The 19,090-nt window shown below is 41.8% G+C and carries 21 protein-coding genes and 2 tRNA genes; 12 read left to right on the forward strand and 11 right to left on the reverse strand.

The window, feature by feature from the left end; translation table 11 throughout:
* Window positions 1–25: 25 nt before the first annotated feature.
* Window positions 26–1,267: an FAD-dependent oxidoreductase gene (locus M301_RS07240; protein WP_013148116.1), complete on the reverse strand. Its 1,242-nt coding sequence runs from the start codon at window positions 1,265–1,267 to the stop codon at window positions 26–28.
* 285 nt (window positions 1,268–1,552) lie between these two features.
* On the opposite strand from M301_RS07240, the gene hutG reads away from it, so the two are divergent.
* Window positions 1,553–2,362: an N-formylglutamate deformylase gene (gene hutG / locus M301_RS07245; protein ID WP_013148117.1), complete on the forward strand. Its 810-nt coding sequence runs from the start codon at window positions 1,553–1,555 to the stop codon at window positions 2,360–2,362.
* A gap of 19 nt (window positions 2,363–2,381) precedes the next feature.
* Here the strand turns inward: hutG and fae are convergent, their stop codons facing one another.
* Complete coding sequence (gene fae / locus M301_RS07250) at window positions 2,382–2,930, reverse strand: formaldehyde-activating enzyme (RefSeq protein WP_013148118.1); 549 nt, start codon at window positions 2,928–2,930, stop codon at window positions 2,382–2,384.
* A gap of 232 nt (window positions 2,931–3,162) precedes the next feature.
* On the opposite strand from fae, the gene M301_RS07255 reads away from it, so the two are divergent.
* Both M301_RS07255 and M301_RS07260 read left to right on the forward strand, forming a co-directional pair.
* Entirely contained in the window at window positions 3,163–3,801 is a 639-nt protein-coding gene (locus M301_RS07255) for a helix-turn-helix domain-containing protein (RefSeq protein ID WP_013148119.1), read from the forward strand.
* A 14-nt stretch (window positions 3,802–3,815) separates the two neighbouring features.
* Window positions 3,816–4,271 carry a GNAT family N-acetyltransferase gene (locus tag M301_RS07260; RefSeq protein WP_013148120.1) on the forward strand — a complete coding sequence of 152 codons (456 nt, stop codon included), beginning with the start codon at window positions 3,816–3,818 and terminating at the stop codon, window positions 4,269–4,271.
* A gap of 62 nt (window positions 4,272–4,333) precedes the next feature.
* Here the strand turns inward: M301_RS07260 and M301_RS07265 are convergent, their stop codons facing one another.
* Window positions 4,334–4,687 carry a cupin domain-containing protein gene (locus M301_RS07265; protein WP_013148121.1) on the reverse strand — a complete coding sequence of 118 codons (354 nt, stop codon included), beginning with the start codon at window positions 4,685–4,687 and terminating at the stop codon, window positions 4,334–4,336.
* 206 nt (window positions 4,688–4,893) lie between these two features.
* On the opposite strand from M301_RS07265, the gene hpnC reads away from it, so the two are divergent.
* The 3 genes from hpnC to hpnE are packed head-to-tail and all read left to right on the forward strand — an operon-like array spanning window position 4,894 to window position 7,991.
* A complete protein-coding gene (hpnC, locus tag M301_RS07270) occupies window positions 4,894–5,796 on the forward strand; it encodes a squalene synthase HpnC (RefSeq protein WP_013148122.1) in 903 nt (300 codons plus the stop codon).
* An 8-nt stretch (window positions 5,797–5,804) separates the two neighbouring features.
* Window positions 5,805–6,641 carry a presqualene diphosphate synthase HpnD gene (gene hpnD / locus M301_RS07275; RefSeq protein ID WP_013148123.1) on the forward strand — a complete coding sequence of 279 codons (837 nt, stop codon included), beginning with the start codon at window positions 5,805–5,807 and terminating at the stop codon, window positions 6,639–6,641.
* Window positions 6,642–7,991, forward strand: coding sequence for a hydroxysqualene dehydroxylase HpnE (hpnE, locus tag M301_RS07280; RefSeq protein ID WP_013148124.1), 1,350 nt, complete (start codon window positions 6,642–6,644; stop codon window positions 7,989–7,991).
* Window positions 7,992–8,020: 29 nt separating this feature from the next.
* Here the strand turns inward: hpnE and radA are convergent, their stop codons facing one another.
* From radA to uvrB, 8 genes are all read right to left on the reverse strand, one after another.
* A complete protein-coding gene (radA, locus tag M301_RS07285) occupies window positions 8,021–9,394 on the reverse strand; it encodes a DNA repair protein RadA (protein WP_013148125.1) in 1,374 nt (457 codons plus the stop codon).
* Between the two features lie 8 nt (window positions 9,395–9,402).
* A complete protein-coding gene (gene dnaB / locus M301_RS07290) occupies window positions 9,403–10,785 on the reverse strand; it encodes a replicative DNA helicase (protein WP_013148126.1) in 1,383 nt (460 codons plus the stop codon).
* A gap of 203 nt (window positions 10,786–10,988) precedes the next feature.
* Window positions 10,989–11,438, reverse strand: coding sequence for a 50S ribosomal protein L9 (gene rplI / locus M301_RS07295; RefSeq protein WP_013148127.1), 450 nt, complete (start codon window positions 11,436–11,438; stop codon window positions 10,989–10,991).
* Window positions 11,439–11,450: 12 nt separating this feature from the next.
* On the reverse strand, window positions 11,451–11,681 hold the full coding sequence (gene rpsR, locus M301_RS07300) for a 30S ribosomal protein S18 (protein ID WP_013148128.1): 231 nt from the start codon (window positions 11,679–11,681) through the stop codon (window positions 11,451–11,453).
* Window positions 11,682–11,717: 36 nt separating this feature from the next.
* On the reverse strand, window positions 11,718–12,020 hold the full coding sequence (priB, locus tag M301_RS07305; protein WP_013148129.1) for a primosomal replication protein N: 303 nt from the start codon (window positions 12,018–12,020) through the stop codon (window positions 11,718–11,720).
* 12 nt (window positions 12,021–12,032) lie between these two features.
* Window positions 12,033–12,431 (reverse strand): 30S ribosomal protein S6, encoded by a 399-nt coding sequence (gene rpsF / locus M301_RS07310; RefSeq protein WP_013148130.1) that lies wholly within the window; start codon window positions 12,429–12,431, stop codon window positions 12,033–12,035.
* 178 nt (window positions 12,432–12,609) lie between these two features.
* Window positions 12,610–13,071: a DUF2721 domain-containing protein gene (locus tag M301_RS07315; RefSeq protein ID WP_013148131.1), complete on the reverse strand. Its 462-nt coding sequence runs from the start codon at window positions 13,069–13,071 to the stop codon at window positions 12,610–12,612.
* Between the two features lie 72 nt (window positions 13,072–13,143).
* The gene (gene uvrB / locus M301_RS07320; RefSeq protein ID WP_041359378.1) at window positions 13,144–15,180 is read right to left on the reverse strand and encodes an excinuclease ABC subunit UvrB; all 2,037 of its coding nucleotides are present in this window, start codon (window positions 15,178–15,180) and stop codon (window positions 13,144–13,146) included.
* A gap of 220 nt (window positions 15,181–15,400) precedes the next feature.
* Between uvrB and M301_RS07325 the strand changes: the two genes are divergently transcribed.
* The 6 genes from M301_RS07325 to M301_RS07350 all read left to right on the forward strand — a co-directional run bounded on the left by M301_RS07325 (window position 15,401) and on the right by M301_RS07350 (window position 19,080).
* On the forward strand, window positions 15,401–16,423 hold the full coding sequence (locus M301_RS07325) for a trypsin-like peptidase domain-containing protein (RefSeq protein ID WP_013148133.1): 1,023 nt from the start codon (window positions 15,401–15,403) through the stop codon (window positions 16,421–16,423).
* Window positions 16,424–16,616: 193 nt separating this feature from the next.
* Window positions 16,617–17,837 (forward strand): pyridoxal phosphate-dependent aminotransferase, encoded by a 1,221-nt coding sequence (locus M301_RS07330; RefSeq protein WP_013148134.1) that lies wholly within the window; start codon window positions 16,617–16,619, stop codon window positions 17,835–17,837.
* A 106-nt stretch (window positions 17,838–17,943) separates the two neighbouring features.
* Window positions 17,944–18,019 (forward strand) — tRNA-Asn (locus M301_RS07335).
* 63 nt (window positions 18,020–18,082) lie between these two features.
* Window positions 18,083–18,158: transfer RNA gene (locus M301_RS07340), tRNA-Asn, on the forward strand.
* A gap of 152 nt (window positions 18,159–18,310) precedes the next feature.
* On the forward strand, window positions 18,311–18,592 hold the full coding sequence (locus M301_RS07345) for a DnaJ domain-containing protein (protein WP_013148135.1): 282 nt from the start codon (window positions 18,311–18,313) through the stop codon (window positions 18,590–18,592).
* Window positions 18,589–19,080 (forward strand): hypothetical protein, encoded by a 492-nt coding sequence (locus M301_RS07350; protein WP_013148136.1) that lies wholly within the window; start codon window positions 18,589–18,591, stop codon window positions 19,078–19,080. Before M301_RS07345 ends, M301_RS07350 begins: the two co-directional genes overlap by 4 nt.
* Window positions 19,081–19,090: the final 10 nt, after the last annotated feature.

Consider the following 19,090-nt stretch of genomic DNA (forward strand, 5'->3'; position numbering starts at 1 on the left):
TTATTTAACTCGCATGAATAAGCCGCTAATGGCCCACTGACGCCGCACCCTTTTCCCCAGTCAGTTCGTAATCTTCAAAACGTGACAAGCGGAATGAGTGAATTAAATCTGGTGCACTATCATTTGCAATGGTTTGTGCCATGGTTTTGCCGCTAATAGGTGTAGCTTTGAAGCCCCAAGTACCCCAACCTGCATCTAGATAAAAACCTTCGATAGGTGTTTTACCCATAATCGGTGCGAAATCTGGCGTCATATCAGCCATACCTGCCCATTGGCGAACGACTTTTACATTTGATAAGAATGGGAACATGTCCAACATATGAGAAGTTAGCCCTTCTACGAAATCTAAGGTAGAGCGCGTTGAATGCACTTCATAAGGGTCAAGCGATGACCCCATCACTAACTCTCCGCGAGAAGATTGACTCACATACACATGTAAGCTGCCTGAAACCAAAATAGTGTCTAACCAAGGTTTCATAGGCTCAGTTACGCAGGCTTGTAATGGATGAATAACAATCGGTGTTTCAAGGTCTACCATCTCGGTGATACGTGGCGTAAAGCCAGCCACTGCTGATAGCACTTGTTTAGTCTCGATATAGCCTTTATTAGTCTTAACACCGCAGACCTTGCCATTCTTAACATCAATACCAAGCACTTCAGTATTTTGGTAAATTTCGGCACCTAAACGGTCTGCACCGCGTGCATAACCCCAAGCTACGCCATCATGACGAGCCACTGAACCAGGCGCATGAAACAAAGCACCTAAGATTGGCGCTTGACCACTACAGCTTAAATCTAACTGAGGACAAGCTTTAGCGATTTCATCAGGACCAACCACGCGACTTTCAACGCCTACGTGTTTATTCACTTCAGCACGCCATCTCATAGTGCGCATCGCTGATTCAGTGTGTGCAAGAGTGAAGTGACCGCGTGTTGAATAGAAAAGATTTAAATCTAACTCTTCAGAAAGTCCTTCGTAGATTTTGACGCTGGCATCATAAAAATTGACGCCTTCTGGGGTGAGATAGTTAGAACGAACGATGGTCGTATTGCGACCTGTATTACCGCCGCCTATGTAGCCTTTTTCAAGCACACACACATTAGTAATACCATGGTCTTTAGCCAAGTAATACGCTGCTGCCAATCCATGTCCGCCACCGCCGATAATCACTACGTCGTATGATTTCTTTGGGGTCTCGTGCGACTTAAAAAAGCGTGGTGCTGGATGCTCTTTTGACAGTGCGAATTTAAGTAATCTTAAGGGCATTTCTTAACTCCATGAAACCTAATTATTAATCTTTAAAGTAATTAACGACCGCTTTGCCATTCATTAAGTTTCATAAACTTTTTTAATCTGTATGAAACTTTGTTGACGTATTAAGCCATATCACAATATCGTATGTCAATACATAAATGAAACTTTTTTAATTACAATGAAACTTATGATAAAGTCATAGTATGTTTACTATATATATGAATAAGTTAGGTAAATTAGGAATTTAGAAGTACTACTAAAGTAGTAGCAAGAGAATATGTAAAGGAAAAGATAGCTATGGATAAAACTTATCATTTTTGCAGCGGAAACTCACCGCTGTTAATCTCTATGCCTCATGTTGGCACTGGCATACCTGAAGACATTAAACGCAGACTTACGCCCGAAGCGATGAACTTACAAGACGTTGATTGGCATTTGCCTATCCTGTATGACATGGTGAAAGTGTTTGATATCTCTGTTATATCAGCTGAATACGCACGCTATGTGATAGACCTAAATCGATCACCTGAGAATACTTCACTCTACCCCGGTCAGGACGTGACAGGTTTATGCCCAATTGACACCTTTGCCAAAAGTGCAATATACATGGATGGGAAACAGCCAGATGAAAATGAGATAGAAACCCGTATTGAACAATACTGGCGACCTTATCACCAAAAATTAGCCACCGAACTTCAAAGAATACAGGCTATTCATGGCATAGCCATATTATGGGATGCGCATTCAATTGCTTCACATGTGCCGAGATTCTTTAGTGGAAAATTACCTGATTTGAATTTTGGTACTGCAGACTCAAGCTCTTGTGACATTTCATTGCAAGATGCACTGGCAGCAACCATGCGTGAATCGATTCATGTTAAAGCTTATAGCCATGTATTCAATGGACGCTTTAAAGGTGGCTACATCACTAGGCAATATGGAGCGCCTAAAATGAATATACATGCATTACAGCTGGAAATGAGCCAATGTATTTATATGGAAGAAAATCTTCCATATAAATACAATGCTGAATTGGCAATGAAGGTTAAGCCTTTACTAGCTGACTTATTAGAGACTTGCCTCAACTGGGCTAAGACTCACAAATAGACTAAGACCTACAGATAACTTACAGCTTACCGTCCAAACCCATTTGGTAGTACTTATGAGTAATTTTGTCTTGATTCTCAAGCAACCAATCAATATCAGGTTTATTGTTCATGGCTTTGTGAATAGCCATTGCAGTAGCCTTGCGGTGAATATCAAACAAAATCTTATGGTCTAATTTATCGTCTTTTGTCACCATTGGATTCAACCAAACTGAAACAATAATACCCAAATCATTAGCGCGCTCTTTAGGGATATCACCTGCGCGAACTGCATCAAGTACACCATTCGCGATAGCAGCCTGCACGGTGCCCATTAAAATGTTGGTGTATTTAGTTTCTTTCACAGTGACTTTACTCACCATCAGCGTTACTGGTCTTACTTGAATATCTGTATTCAATAAAGCAAAAACACGCGTGTGTCCAGCCACCTGATCACCAGTCAAAGTAGCAATTGCTGTTCCAACAGGCCCATCTAATTCACCAATGATCACTTCTGGCTCAGCCGCTGTGCCTGGAGGCCCGCCTGCTACTAAAGCTTCACCAGTTCTCATTACAATACGTTCACTCACAATACTCTCCTAATAATTAAGTCATTTTTTAGTATGCATAAAATGCATACATTCAAGAAACATCAATAAAACATAATATTTTTTTAATTTTACATTAACTATTATTACCTGAGTGAAACTTTTGTGAATGTTTGTTATAATTCTTGCAACTTTAGTGAATAAAAAGAATTTATTTACAAGTTAAGCTGAGTCTCTTGTAATATTCGGATTGTTAATAGCTTCGGACAATTATATGGCTGCAAAAAAAGAAATTGAAGATGTAAAAGTAGATGAACGCAATAAATCGCTAGGGCGACATTTAGGCACAACCATACGTCAACTGAGGCTAGAACATAATCTAACCATTGCAGACGTATCTGAGCGTGCTGGCATTAGTCGTGGGATGCTGAGTAAGATTGAAAATAGCCTAGCAGCTACTAGCTTAGAGACCTTGGAGCAGCTTGCCAATGCATTAGGCGTTACGCTATCTAAACTCTTTCAAAACTATAATCTACCGCGTGGTGCCGCTCAACTTGTAAAAAAAGGTGAAGGCATGGAAGTGGTTAGAAGAGGCACGCGAGTTGGGCACACCTATCAATTGCTAGCATATGACCAAGGCCCACACAAGACTTTCGAACCATTCTTAATTTCACTTGAGGATTCATGTGAAGAATTTCCTGCTTTTGAGCACCCAGGCACTGAGTTTATTCACATGCTTGAAGGCACACTCGAATATAGAGTTGGTAAAGATACGTTTGTATTAAATAAGGGAGACTCACTTACCTTTCAGGGTGAGATTCCGCATCGCCCAGAAAACCTGATTGAAACGCCGATTAAGTTTCTAGCCATTATTCATTACGATGCACCTGATAAAGAAAATTTTGAAGAGTAGGCAAAATTCAACTCATGGAAAATATTAACTATCAAGTAGCAAATGAATCTGACATTGATGACTTAGTTAGCTTGTTATCAGACTTATTTACCATTGAAAAAGACTTTAGCCCAGATTTATCTAAACAAAGAAAAGGGCTAGAGTTAATCATTAAAAATCGCAACACGGCAACTGTACAAGTAGCTAAGAATACCGCCGACAAAGTGATTGGAATGGTAACAGCGCAGCTTGTAATCTCTACTGCACAAGGTGCAGCCTCAGCATGGATTGAGGACATGGTGGTCCATTCATCCTATCGCAGCCATGGAATAGGCAAACAACTGCTTCAGCGAACTTTAGATTGGGCAAAAGAAAATGGCGCTACACGTGCGCAACTTTTGGTAGATATTGAGAATAAAGAAGCTTTAGGTTACTACGAACACTTAAAGTGGGAAGCTACACAATTGCAGGCGCGTAGAGTATTTTTATAGCTTATTAAAATTAGCAGTCAAATTACCTCTGCAAATAAATTGCAGAGGTAATGGTCAAGCGCCTACAGTGGCACGCGTTGGCCGCAGAAAAAGCCAATTGCATGGTCTGGCGTTTCAAACTTGATATTGCTTCCAGATGGGAAATAAAGTACATCACCAACAGTTGCAGTCACTTTCTGGCCTGTATCATCAGAAATGATAAATGTACCTTCTACAACAATCTTCATCTCTTCATAATCATAGCTATAGTTTAGAGCATTACCTTTCTCTAAACGAAAGAAACCTGCACAAATTCTTTTATCCGCATCCGCAGATATAAATGTGTCGCCAAGCCAAGCAGGAACACCAGCAACATTCATCGACGGCTGAGAATCTTTAATAGCCTGTTTTTTGTATTGAAACGGTTTAGAACTCATTACACTTCTCCTTATGGTTGATTAACTGTGTTGTATTTAATCGCAACACATCTAATCTCACAATTACACCTAAGGTGTACTCATAAAGAAGGATAAAAAAATAGCTCAATAACTTTCTTAAGTCCGACATTTAAATCAGCGAATATCACCTGATATAAGCTGCAATTCTCGACGAAAAAACATCAAGTTTATGGCATACTCACACCATGACAGACAAGCAATTACCCAACACCCGTAACGATCATCATGTGATCAATAATAGTTTGGAATTGGCAAATAGCCATTATGAGAACTTCCCTGTTGCCTCTGTGTTTCTGCCACAATATTTACGTGAACCTATAGGCTTAATTTACAGCTTTGCTCGTCAAGCGGACGACTTTGCTGATGAAGGTGACTTAAGCATCGAGCAACGTTTAGATTTGCTTAATGGATTTCGTAATGAATTAGAGTTATTGCAAGCCTACATCAAGCCAAAATCTAGCTTCTTCGCTGGTTTAGGCGCAATGATTAAGGCAAAAAAACTGCCTTATGACCCGTTTTATGATTTGCTGGATGCTTTTAGTCAAGATGTGACTAAAACGCGCTATGCAGATTATGACGAAGTGCTTGATTACTGTACCCGCTCAGCCAATCCGATTGGCAGATTGTTATTGCATCTTTACGGGCAATCTAATACAGCCAACATCCAACTTTCGGATAACATTTGCACGGCATTACAAATCATTAATTTCTTGCAAGATATTGCGATTGATTTTAAGAAAAATGACGGCAAACAGCGTATTTACTTATGCCAAGACGAAATGGAGGCATTTAATATTACCGAGTCACAAATTCAAGACTTTGTAGATGGCAAACAAGAGATTGATGAAAACTGGCAGCAATTTATTCTATTCAACTTACATCGAGTAAACGCCCTACTTTACTCAGGCAAACCGCTTGGGCGCATTTTAACTGGTCGCATTGGCTTTGAAATGCGCATGATTATTGCCGGTGGCGAGCGCATTATTGCCAAGATAAATAAAGTGAATGGTGATATATTCAACTTCAGGCCAACGCTCAATTATGGTGATTGGCTAATAATATTTTTAAAAGCGCTGATGAAAGTATAAGAAAGATAATGACGCCACAGCAATATTGTGAAGAAAAAACCGCAAAAAGCGGATCAAGCTTCTATTACAGCTTTATGTTTTTGCCTAAAGATAGGCGCGAGGCAATTACTGCACTTTACGCCTTTTGTCGCGAAGTGGATGACATTGCAGATGAGTGCACCGACTTTACTATTGCGCAAACCAAGCTTAACTGGTGGCGTACAGAAATTGAAAGCCTATATGAAGGAAAACCGCAACACCCGGTTTCTAAAGCTTTATTAAATCCCATTAAAACTTATCAACTTGATACTGAACATTTCATTGAAGTCATAGACGGCATGGAGATGGATCTAAAATTCAATCGCTATGAAGACTTCAAGCAACTACAGCTTTACTGTTATCGCGTTGCCAGCGTAGTTGGCTTACTCACAGCACAGATATTAGGTTTTAGTAATCGCAAAACGCTCAAATATGCCCATGATTTAGGCATGGCATTTCAATTGACGAACATCATTCGCGATGTAGGCGAAGATGCGCGTCGCAACCGTATCTACTTACCCTTAGATGAGTTAGCCCAATTCAAAGTTACAGAAGACGACATTCTGCATAGCCGTGAATCGGACGCTGTTAAAAACCTCTTGGATCACCAAATTGAACGTGCAGAAACATACTATGATCGTGCTCTACGTGAGTTACCTGCAGAAGACCGTAAAAACCAGCGTGTAGGGTTGATGATGGCTGCAATCTACCGTACTTTACTGCGTGAGATTAAGGTGGACGGTGCGCAAAAGGTATTAAATTCACGTACCTCGTTAGGCGCATTACGCAAGATTTTGCTGGCTTTTAACGTTTGGATAAAAACTTAAATGAATATATCAAATACGCATGTGGCAGTTATTGGCGGCGGATGTGCAGGCTTAAGTGCAGCAGCGGCCTTAATTGAAAAAGGCTTTCAAGTCACGATATTTGAATCTAGTTCTCAACTTGGGGGCCGTGCCCGCACGGTGTTGGTAGAAAATAACAGTTTGATGCATTTGCTAGATAATGGACAACATATCTTATTAGGCGCTTACCGCGAGACTTTAAAGCTATTGCGTAAAGTTGGCGTGGACGAAGAGAAAGCTTTCATGCGAGTGCCTTTGCAAATTAACATGCAAGCAGCACCAGTAAAGTCTATTTTTTCATTAAAATCTGTAAACTATCTACCAAGCCCATTGAACATGCTTGCGGGACTAATCGCCTGCAAAGGATTAAGCATTCCAGAACTTATTTCAGCGATTAAGTTTATGGTTCACCTGAGAAGTACACGCTTCCAAATTACAGGTGACAAAGCATTAGAGCAGTATCTAATCGAGCAGAATCAACCCATAAAGCTCATAGAAATGTTATGGGAGCCTTTATGTTTAGCCGCGCTTAACACGCCAATCGCCATTGCTAGCACGCAAGTTTTCTTGAATGTATTAAAAGACAGCTTCTCTAACGACTCGTTAACCACAAGAAAAAAGAATAGCGATTTTTTATTACCTCGCTCAGATTTATCAAAAATCATTGCAAATCCCATTGCGCATTACCTACAAGAAAATGGCGCAAAAATTAAACTTAATCGACGTATTCGCCAACTTGAGCTTGAAAATGATGGCTTTAGCTTAACTACACGTGACGGCAAAGCATTTTTTAGCCATGTCGTTATTGCCGCACCAGCAGCTAGGCTAGATAAGCTTATAGAATCGATTCCTAAGCTACAAAATGTATACAAACAAACGCAAAGTTATAGCTTCCAACCTATCTACACTATCTACTTACAATATCCACAAGATTTTAAACTATCAAATGTGATGTATGGCCTCTCCGGCACATTGGGACAATGGGTTTTTGATAGAGGTCAACTTTGTGACCAAAATGGTTTGCTGGCTGTGATTGTAAGTGCCACAGGCAAACATCAATTATTAAGCCAAGATGACCTGGCATTGCGCATTGCCAAAGAACTGCACCAAGCATTTCCAGACATGCCTAAACCGTTGTGGCACAAAGTAATTGCTGAAAAGCGCGCAACTTTTTCATGCGCGCCAAACCTAGCAAGACCAACCAATAAAACACTACAACCACGATTGTATTTAGCTGGTGATTACACGTATGCAGATTATCCTGCGACGATAGAAGGTGCAATTAGAAGCGGGATTGCTTGTGCGGGTTTAATTGCGAATAGCTTAGACTGACAAATACTGATGAAATTTAGTTACAACTTCTAACCATTTCTGAGTTGGTTCAAAGCTTGTTCTAGGCGCTCTACCGCAATCACTTCCATACCGGCAATCTTGGCTTTTGGCGCATTCGCTTTAGGTACAATTGCTTTAGTAAAACCCAATTTCGCAGCTTCTTTCAAACGCACCTGACCACCTTGCACTGGGCGCACTTCACCTGCCAAACCAACCTCACCAAACACTATAAGTTTGTTATCTAATGGTTTGTTTTTTAAAGAAGAAACGATTGAAAGTATCACCGCTAAATCGACCGCAGGCTCAGCAATTTTGACACCACCCACAGCGTTTATAAAGACGTCTTGATCAAAACACGGAATGCCAACATGACGATGCAAAACGGCTAACAACATCGCTAAACGATTTTGCTCTAAACCAACACACAATCTTTTGGGGCTAGGCGCGTGGCTTTCATCAACCAAAGCCTGAATTTCAATCAATAATGGGCGCGTACCTTCCATCGTCACAGTAATACAGCTACCCGCCACTTCACCTTCATGATGCGATAAAAATAAAGCTGATGGATTAGAAACTTCACGCAAACCATGCTCAGTCATGGCAAACACGCCCAGCTCATTGACTGCACCGAAACGATTTTTGAATGCACGAATTAGTCTAAAACTAGAATTCTGATCACCTTCAAAATACAAAACGGTATCAACAATATGCTCTAGCACTCGCGGTCCTGCCAATGAGCCCTCTTTGGTAACATGCCCTACCAATATCACTGTAATGCCTAGTTGTTTAGCAATTCTGGTCAATTGCGCAGAGCATTCACGCACCTGCGCCACTGAACCTGGCGCGGATTGTAAAGCTTCGGAATAGACGGTTTGAATAGAATCAATGACCGCGATATTAGGTTTATGCGTTTGAAGCGTTGCTAAAATTTTCTCTAGATTAATTTCGGCTAAAAGCTCAACTTCACTTGCATCAAGCCCTAAGCGCTTGGCGCGCATGGCGATTTGCTGCGGGGATTCTTCGCCACTGACATAAATGGCTTGGCTGGACTTTCCTAAATGACACAAAACCTGTAGCAATAAAGTCGATTTACCGATACCAGGATCACCGCCGATCAAAACCACACCACCTTCAACTAGACCGCCACCCAACACACGGTCAAACTCGCTGATTCCTGTTGGTTTGCGTGCAATATCAGCAGCTTTGATGCTACTTATCTTTTGCAAAGTACTACTTTGCGCTAAACCTTCAAACTTATTAGCATAGCGATTGGTCGACGTGCCGCTTTCTTCTACGCTTTCAACCAGCGTGTTCCAAGCCATGCAGCTTGGGCATTGACCTTGCCACTTAGGCTCGCTGGCGCCACATTCTGTGCAGCTGTATACGGTTTTAGCTTTTGCCACGCTAGCCTTTAGTATTCATCTGCCATGTGGCCACTGCCAGCATAGTTTTCGAAGCGCGTATGTTGGCCCATGAATGTCAGACGAACACGCCCAATCGGGCCATTACGTTGCTTACCAATGATAATTTCAGCGGTACCTTTATCGGGACTATCAGGGTTATACACTTCATCACGGTAAATAAATAAAATCACGTCAGCATCTTGCTCAATCGCACCAGATTCACGCAAGTCACTCATCACAGGACGTTTATCAGGGCGTTGCTCAACACTTCGGTTAAGCTGTGAAAGCGCAACTACCGGGCAATCCAATTCTTTTGCCAGTGCTTTTAAAGAACGTGAAATTTCAGAAATCTCAGTTGCACGGTTTTCCCCTTGCCTACCGGCTGGAGCGGCCATCAATTGTAGGTAGTCGATCACGATTAGACCTAACTTGCCGGTTTGTCGGTGCAATCTACGCGCCCTTGCGCGTACGTCAAAGCTGCTTAAACCTGCGCCCTCATCAATAAAGATAGGGGCTTCATTTAACTTACCTAATGCTGTGGTAAGTTTTTCCCAATCTTCATCTTCGAGGTTACCATTACGCATACGATGTTGATCTAGACGCCCTACTGAACCAATCATACGCATCGCGAGTTGCGTGCCGCCCATCTCCATTGAGAACACAGCCACAGGTAATTTTGTGTCAAGCGCCACATTTTCCGCAATGTTTAATGAGAATGCCGTTTTACCCATCGAAGGTCGACCAGCGACAATAATCAAATCGCCACCTTGCATACCTGAAGTCATCGCATCAAGGTCGGCAAAGCCTGTAGGTACGCCTGTCACGTCGGAAGGATTATCCCTAGAGTAAAGATAGTCAATACGGTCAGCCACTTGTGGCAGTAGAATTTTAATATCCACAAAACCTTGCGTACTCTTTTTACCACCTTCAGCAATCTGAAATATTTTAGCTTCTGCTTCATCTAACAACTGCTCGGCGTTACGGCCGTTGGGCAAGTATGCACTTTCGGCAATACCTGAACCAACTACCACTAACTGGCGCATGACAGCGCGCTCGTGAACGATTTCGGCATAACGTCTGATATTAGCTGCAGTCGGTGTGCTTTGAGCTAAAGCGCCTAAGTAGGCAATTCCACCTATGCCAGAAAGCTCGGCCGTGCTCTCTAATGATTCAGCAACTGTGACGATATCAGCAGGTCGATTATGCTCAACCAGCTTGGCAATATGTTGAAATATTGCTTTGTGATCATGCCGATAGAAATCGTTAGGAGATAAGATATCCGCGACTTTATCTAAAGCTTCATTTTCAAGCAATAAAGAACCGATAACCGATTGCTCAGCTTCTACGGAATGTGGGGGGATTTTTAATGCATCTAATTGTTGGTCAGCCATGGAGTGATTATACTCAATAACGCTGTATGCTTAGCAGACAAAAGTTAAATTTAGTCTGCGCTTGATGTGGTTAGCAGCAAACTCAAGTATAACTTCGCTACAAGCTATTTATATAGGGGCTGTTATATGCTGACGTGCAATAAAAAAGGCTACCGAAGTAGCCTTTTAAATTCAAATACTTGAAATTCTCAAGTATTCGTTAATTATGCTTCACCAACAACAGTTACTGTAATATCTACAACAACATCGTGGTGCAATGCAACTGTAACCACGTGGTCACCGATTGTTTTCAACGGACCGTTTGGCATACGTACCAAAGCTTTAGTGACTTCAAAACCTTGAGCAACTAGACCTTCAGCAATGTCACCATTCGTTACTGAACCGAATAAACGACCATCAACACCAGCTTTTTGAGCCACTGTCATTGTGAATGAAGCTAATTTTTCACCACGTGCTTGCGCAGCGGCTAAGATTTCAGCTTGTTGTTTTTCTAACTCTACACGGCGAGCAGCGATTTCAGCTTTGTTAGCTTCTGTAGCGCGTTTTGCTTTACCTTGTGGAATCAAAAAGTTACGGCCGTAACCATCTTTAACTTTAACGATATCACCTAAATTACCTAGGTTACCTACTTTTTCTAATAAAATAATTTGCATGGTAGCCTCCGATTATTGGTGTTTATCTGTGTATGGAAGCAAAGCCAAGAAACGAGCAAGTTTAACTGCTGTCGTTAATTGACGTTGATAACGTGCTTTAGTGCCCGTCATACGTGCTGGAATGATTTTTGCGTTTTCTGAGATGAAATCTTTTAATAGATCTACATCTTTGTAATCAACTTCTTTGATGCCTTCTGCTGAAAAACGGCAGTAACGGCGGCGTTTGTACATTTCTCTTGCCATTTGAATACTCCTAAGCTCTTATTAATTTAATATAAGCTAATCGCTTATATGATCTATATTGTTAATGTGCATGACCAGTTGCGTGCTTTTAAGGCTGCGTTTGGCTAAAAAACCACTCGCTTGAATGTGAGAGCCTATTTCTAAGCCTTGCGGTATATTTTTTTTGGCTAAATCACCCAAAATAACCGCATTTACTTCACATTCCACCTTACGCTTCATGCCAGCTTCAACTTGCTCTGAAACATGACGCAATACAACACTTAACAACGGTATGCCTGCTGGCGTGTAACGAAGCGGCTCAATTTGCACAACTTCTGCTTGCAACACCAGTTTATTCACTTGTTTTACTAATTAAGCTGCAGAAGCCTCTGTTGCAGCTTCAACTGGAGCGGCTACTGGAGCTGCATCACGGCTTAATACTGATCTAGATTTTTCTTCTTTCATCATTGGTGATGGTGCTGTAACAGCAGTTTTCTTAGACATTAACAAATGACGTAAAACAGCATCATTGAATTTAAAGCCATGCTCAAGCTCAGCTAAAACTTCAAGATTGCACTCAATGTTCATTAACACATAGTGTGCTTTGTGGATTTTTTGGATTGGGTATGCAAGTTGACGGCGACCCCAGTCTTCTAAGCGGTGAACTGCACCGCCGCTAGCTGTGATAAGCGTACGGTAACGCTCAATCATCGCTGGCACTTGTTCGCTTTGGTCCGGATGGACGATAAACACTAGTTCATAATGTCTCATTAGTACTCCTTATGGATTATAGCCACCTGCAAAATGCTCTATTTACATAAAACATTGCAATGATACTGATGCAGTGTGACAAGGTTAAATTGTATTTGCTCGATAAGCTTACCGAGCAAGCGCGCGATTATAGACAAAAGTCCACCGACAATCAACTAAATCAGCATATTTAGCGCATTTAAGGCACGATTTTTCTCTTAGAGAGCTGAAACACATGCTTAGAAAGAGAAATCTCGCGTATAAAACAAGTTAAACCAGAAATTAAGCTCCCCATCGCAAAGATGAACAAAATTGATACTAACCAAGACGTATCCCAGTTGATGGCAGACCCTAAAAATAGCAAACCAATCACTACAGCCACTAACAACAGTGTAAATGTGCATAGCGTTATAGACCAATGCACCCAATTGGCACGGCATGACAATATATCAAGCTCTTGACTGTAGCGTTCTTGCCTCGGATCATCAGCCTGCAGAGTAGCAAGACTTTCATTCAACACTCTGAACCTATCTACCACACGCCCTAAACGGCCCGTTAATACACCCAATAAGGCACTAACACCCATTAATAGGAATACAGGTGCAATAGCAAGCTGTATCACCTCTGAAGCCACAGTGACGCCATGAATAGAGGTTTGCATAACGACCCTTTTATTTAAAAAAATTTCATACAATTTAAAATTGATGACTTGATATTTTGCTCACATAAGCTCTTAAGCAACTAAATCCGGCATCTCCGCCCCATAAAATTTAACTCTAAGTTTTTTCAGCTGATCTCTGAAGTCTGCAGCTTTCTCAAACTCAAGATTTTTAGCGGCGTCATGCATGGCTTTTTCCAAGCGCTTCATTTCTTTAGCAATTTGTTTTTCACTTAATGACTCATAGTTTGCTTGATCTTGCAGCACCTTACGTTCGCGCTGTGCTTCATCCTTATCATAGACGCCATCAATAATGTCTTTAATACGCTTAGATATACCTTTAGGAACGATACCATTAGCTTCATTGAAAGCAAGCTGTACCCCTCTTCTTCTTTCGGTTTCATCCATCGCAGCTTTCATGCTGCGGGTGATTTTATTAGCATAAAAAATCACTTGCCCATTCAAGTTACGCGCTGCACGACCTGCGGTTTGAATCAAGCTACGCTCTGAACGTAAGAAGCCTTCTTTATCGGCATCTAACACCGCAACTAGCGATACTTCTGGAATATCCAAGCCCTCACGCAGCAAATTGATACCAACCAGCACGTCAAACTCACCGAGGCGTAAGTCGCGAATAATCTCTACGCGCTCTACCGTATCAATATCGCTATGCAAATAGCGCACTTTAACGCCATGCTCGCTCAAGTAATCGGTTAAATCTTCTGACATGCGCTTGGTCAGCGTAGTCGCTAGCACGCGCTCGCCGACGGCTACACGAAGCTTAATTTCACCCAGCAAATCGTCTACCTGTGTGTCCGCTGGTTTAACGGTAATCTGCGGATCAACCAAACCTGTTGGGCGCGCAATCATCTCAACCACTTGTTGCTGATGATTAGCTTCATATTCTGAGGGAGTCGCTGATACAAATACGCATTGGCGCATAATGCGCTCAAACTCTTCAAATTTGAGGGGGCGATTATCAAGCGCAGATGGCAGGCGCCAGCCGTAATCAACTAAATTTTCTTTACGTGAACGGTCACCTTTATACATAGCGCCAATCTGCGGCACTGTGACATGGCTTTCATCAATAATCATCAGCGCATTATCTGGCAAATAATCAATTAAGGTGGGTGGTGGATCGCCCGGATTACCACCAGATAAATGGCGTGAGTAGTTTTCAATGCCTTTACAAAAACCAATCTCATTCAACATTTCGAGGTCAAAGCGGGTACGCTGCTCAATACGTGCAGCCTCAACTAACTTGCCCGTTTTAATATAAAAATCCACACGGTCTTTGAGTTCGTGTTTGATTTTTTCCATTGCACGAATAGTGGTTTCACGCGGTGTAACATAGTGGCTTGATGGATAAACCGTGTAACGCGGGATTTTATTGAAAATCTGCCCTGTGAGTGGGTCAAACAAAGTAATGGATTCAATTTCATCATCAAACATTGAGATGTGCACGGCGGTTTCATTATTTTCCGCAGGGAATACATCAATCACATCGCCGCGCACTCTAAAAGTACCACGCGAAAAATCAAACTCGTTACGGTCATACTGCATGCCAACTAAACGCGCAATCATGTCACGCTGTGGTATTTTTTCGCCCTGCTGTAAGTGCAGCACCATACCGTGATAGTCAGTAGGATCACCGATACCGTAAATAGCAGAAACCGTCGCGACAATAATACTGTCTTCACGCTCTAGCAACGCTTTTGTGGCCGAAAGTCGCATCTGCTCGATATGCTCGTTAATACTGGAATCTTTTTCAATAAACAAATCACGCGAAGGCACGTAAGCTTCTGGCTGATAGTAGTCGTAGTAAGAAACGAAATATTCAACCGAGTTATTAGGAAAGAACTCTCTAAATTCACTATATAACTGCGCTGCCAAAGTTTTATTTGGTGCCATCACGATAGCTGGACGACCCGTGCGCGCAATCACATTGGCCATAGTATAAGTTTTACCAGAGCCGGTCACCCCAAGCAATGTTTGAAACTTCAAACCATCATCGATACCTTGCGTCAGCTTATCAATCGCTTGCGGCTGGTCGCCAGCAGGCGGAAATGGCTGGTTTAACTGATACTTACTATTTGGGAAGGTAACGAACACATTGCTCTTCATTGAATTCAACGTTTTATTTTAACAGTATATTTAATGATAACAGTGAATAATCACGGATTAGTAAGAGACTAATTAGTTTGTAACTCATTGAGAACTTTGCAGGATTAGTGCAGTCACTTAACAAACAGTTACAATTTAGTAAGCTGTTCAGCAAGTAAACAAAATTAATCATCCAAAATATAAACTAAAGTCTTGATGGGAAATTACTATGCCTAAATTCACGCCGCGATTCATTCTGCTTGCCGCTTTACTAGCCTTTGCGCAAAACGCACTCGCCATCGATCAACAAAAAGTATTAAGCGCATTGCAAACAGTGGTAATGGTGCGTGGCTATAACGATACGGGCGGCTTGTCTTACGGATCTGGCGTGGTAGTTGGAGAAAACAAAGTGATGACAAACTGCCATATATTCCGTAGTACGAAGCAGCCTTGGGTGGCGCGTGGTGAAGATTCATATGACATCGTTTCAGTACAAGCTGACAGATGGCATGACTTATGTTTAGTATCCACGATAAATTTACCATTCAAACCAGCCACTATCATCAAGAATCATGATTTAAAGCGTGGTCAAGAGATTATCTCTATTGGTCACTCAAATGGCGCGCCCTCACCGTTGACTTCAGCAGGGATTATTAACTCCAGCTACACCTTTGAAGGCGGACGCGTCATTAGAAGCAGCGCGGCTTTCCGCATGGGCGCAAGTGGTAGCGGCATTTTTGACACCGAAGGAAACTTGCTAGGCATTAACACGTTTAAAACACCAGGTAGACACGCATACTTCTATTCGTTACCGATTGAATGGCTAGCTGACCTTGAGAAACTACCCGTTGAAACCACCTTCCCCATTAAAGGCAAAGCATTTTGGGAGGAAGATGACGATAAAAAACCGTTCTTTATGCAGATCGCACTGCCAGAAATCAATCAGGACTGGCCTAAACTTGCCAAAATTGCACAGAGCTGGATAGATATCGATCCGAAAAATTCTGATGCATGGTACGAGTTAGGTAATGCACAAGAAAACATGCAAAAGATTGACGAAGCAAAAATTGCCTACAAAAAATCTGTCGCGCTTGACGCCTCAAATACTGACTCATTATTCAGATTAGGCGCTATTGCTCAATCTGCGGGTGATAAAGTGGTAGTACATGATATTAATGTAGCCATTGCCAATATTAATAAAGATTTAGCGCAAGAATATAGCCACATGCTTGGCTGTGAGACGGAGTGCTAAGCTAAATACGCGAATAACTCACTTAAGTTAAGAGGCACTAAACTCAAGACCTCTTAACTTTAAGGCTTTCGGTGACTACAAACTTTCTGCAACTACGTGATAACTCACGATAAATCATTCCTAAACCGCATTTTTGTGCGTAAAATAGCGCCCATTCAATTAATTGCAAAAATTTGTTTTAAGGAAGCATATTTTGTCATCAGCAGCTCATCAGGCATCCGTTTTATCTAAACGCGTTCAATCAATCAAAGAATCTCCTACGCTAGCGATTACTGCAAAAGCAGGTAAATACAAAGCTGAAGGCCGCCCTATTATTGGCTTAGCCGCGGGTGAACCAGACTTTGATACACCCCAACACATTAAAGATGCTGCTAAAGCGGCGATTGACAATGGATTCACAAAATACACACCTGTGGCAGGTACTCCTGGGCTAAAAAAAGCGATTGTCAATAAGTTCAAAAATGAAAATGGCTTTGACTATGCATTAAACGAAGTGATTGTAGGCGTTGGTGGCAAGCAAACCATATTCAATTTATGTCTAGCCGTGCTTAACAAAGGGGACGAAGTCATCGTTCCAGCACCTTACTGGGTGTCTTACGCAGATATTGCCTTGGTAGCTGAAGCAACACCAGTGATTATTGAATGCGGCATTGAGCAAGGCTTTAAATTGCTACCAGCCCAATTAGAAGCTGCAATCACGCCAAAAACTAAAATCTTCATGATTAACTCTCCTTCTAACCCAACTGGCGCTGTATACAGCCTAGCTGAATTAGAAGCCTTGGGCGAAGTGTTACTTAAACACCCACATGTATTAGTGGCGACCGACGACATGTACGAACACGTCAACCTAACTGGTAACAAGTTTTACAACATACTAAATGCAACTCCAGCTTTAAAAGACCGTTGCATCGTACTGAATGGCGTTTCTAAAGCGTACTCAATGACTGGCTGGCGCATAGGCTATGCTGCAGGCCCTGCTTACATCATTAAGGCGATGGAAATTTTACAATCGCAATCTACCAGCAATGCAACTTCTATCTCTCAAGTTGCTGCGCAAGCCGCGCTTGAAGGCTCACAAGATTGCATCACGCCTATGGTTACAGCTTTTAAAGAGCGCCACACTTACGTAGTTAACCGCTTTAACACAATGCCAGGCTTAAGCTGTTTAATGGCTGGTGGCGCTTTCTATGCATTCCCAGATGCACGCGGTGCAATTGACAACCTGTACAAAGCCGGAAAAATTAAAGCAGCTACAGATATGGCATTAGCTGAATACCTACTTGAGGAGTTTGACGTGGCGGTTGTGCCAGGGTCAGCATTTGGTGCTGAAGGCTATTTCCGTATTTCATTCGCCACTTCTATGGAAAATCTAAGCAACGCGCTAGATAGAATTGAAAAAGCGCTCAATATATAAAAAAAAGCATTTTGACGTTGACCTAGTAACGCTAAGTCATTAATATAGCGGCTTCACAAAATCAACGGTTTGTGATGAAGTAGAAGCAGCAACAAAAACCGAATATTCCTCGATAGCTCAGTCGGTAGAGCAACGGACTGTTAATCCGTGTGTCCCTGGTTCGAGCCCAGGTCGAGGAGCCAAATACATATAAACAAGCACTCTTAATCGGGTGCTTTTTTATCGAATAAAAAAACATCGAATATTCCTCGATAGCTCAGTCGGTAGAGCAACGGACTGTTAATCCGTGTGTCCCTGGTTCGAGCCCAGGTCGAGGAGCCAAATACAAGAAAAAGCCCTATAGCAATGTGGGGCTTTTTTGTTTTAGCTCTAAATTACTAAGCGTCTCGCAAAGTTTAAAAGTTTTCAGATAAATCGCTTAGTTTAAGTAATATAAACACTCTTCTTAGCATCTCTAAATTTGGTGGATAAAATTGAAAAATTACTACGAAGTTTTAGGCCTTACCGCTAACGCGACCTTAGCTGAAATAAAAACCACCTACCGCAAGATGGCATCTCAATACCATCCTGATAAAAATTCAGCAAGTGACGCTCCTGCAAAGTTTAGACAAGTGCAGGAAGCCTACGAAATACTTTCTGATCCCGATAAAAGAAAAACGTACGACGAAAACCGCAGGCGTAGTCTATTGGATAGTCCAATAGACACCGCACATGAAATTTGGCAGTACTACATAGATGGAATATTAAAACAATGAGAATATCGCGTTACTTTACTGACCTAATGGCTACTTATGTGGCTGATATTAATGACTTTAAAACTGACTCTGGTGGCGAGGACGTATTGGCAGATCGCCTTAAAGAGAAGCGTTCACAAATACAGGACTTGATGCCTATGATGGCAACTAACCCTGAAATGATGGCGATTGTTTTTCATAAAAGTGTTGTGATTAAAAAATCAGAATCCATTATGAGTTATCTTGATAAAGAACCGGCTATGTTTCCAAAATGGGATGCTATATCGTCGAGCGTTCAGTTTCAGCCTTGGGCAACAAGTATCGTAGAAAAGTTAAAAGTTGAAGCTGGCGGAGAGCACTTTTTATTAACCACCGTCATGCTAGAACACTTATATGCGCTTTATGAAGTGAGTGAAGATGCTATTGAGGAAATGGAAACTGAAGAGTCAGATGATCTTGCTGAATCTGGCGGCGAATGGCTATCTGAGCACGGCTTCGACAGTCATTAGGCGCATCAAC

It is taken from the genome of Methylotenera versatilis 301, assembly GCF_000093025.1.
GTDB classification, from domain to species: Bacteria; Pseudomonadota; Gammaproteobacteria; order Burkholderiales; family Methylophilaceae; genus Methylotenera; species Methylotenera versatilis.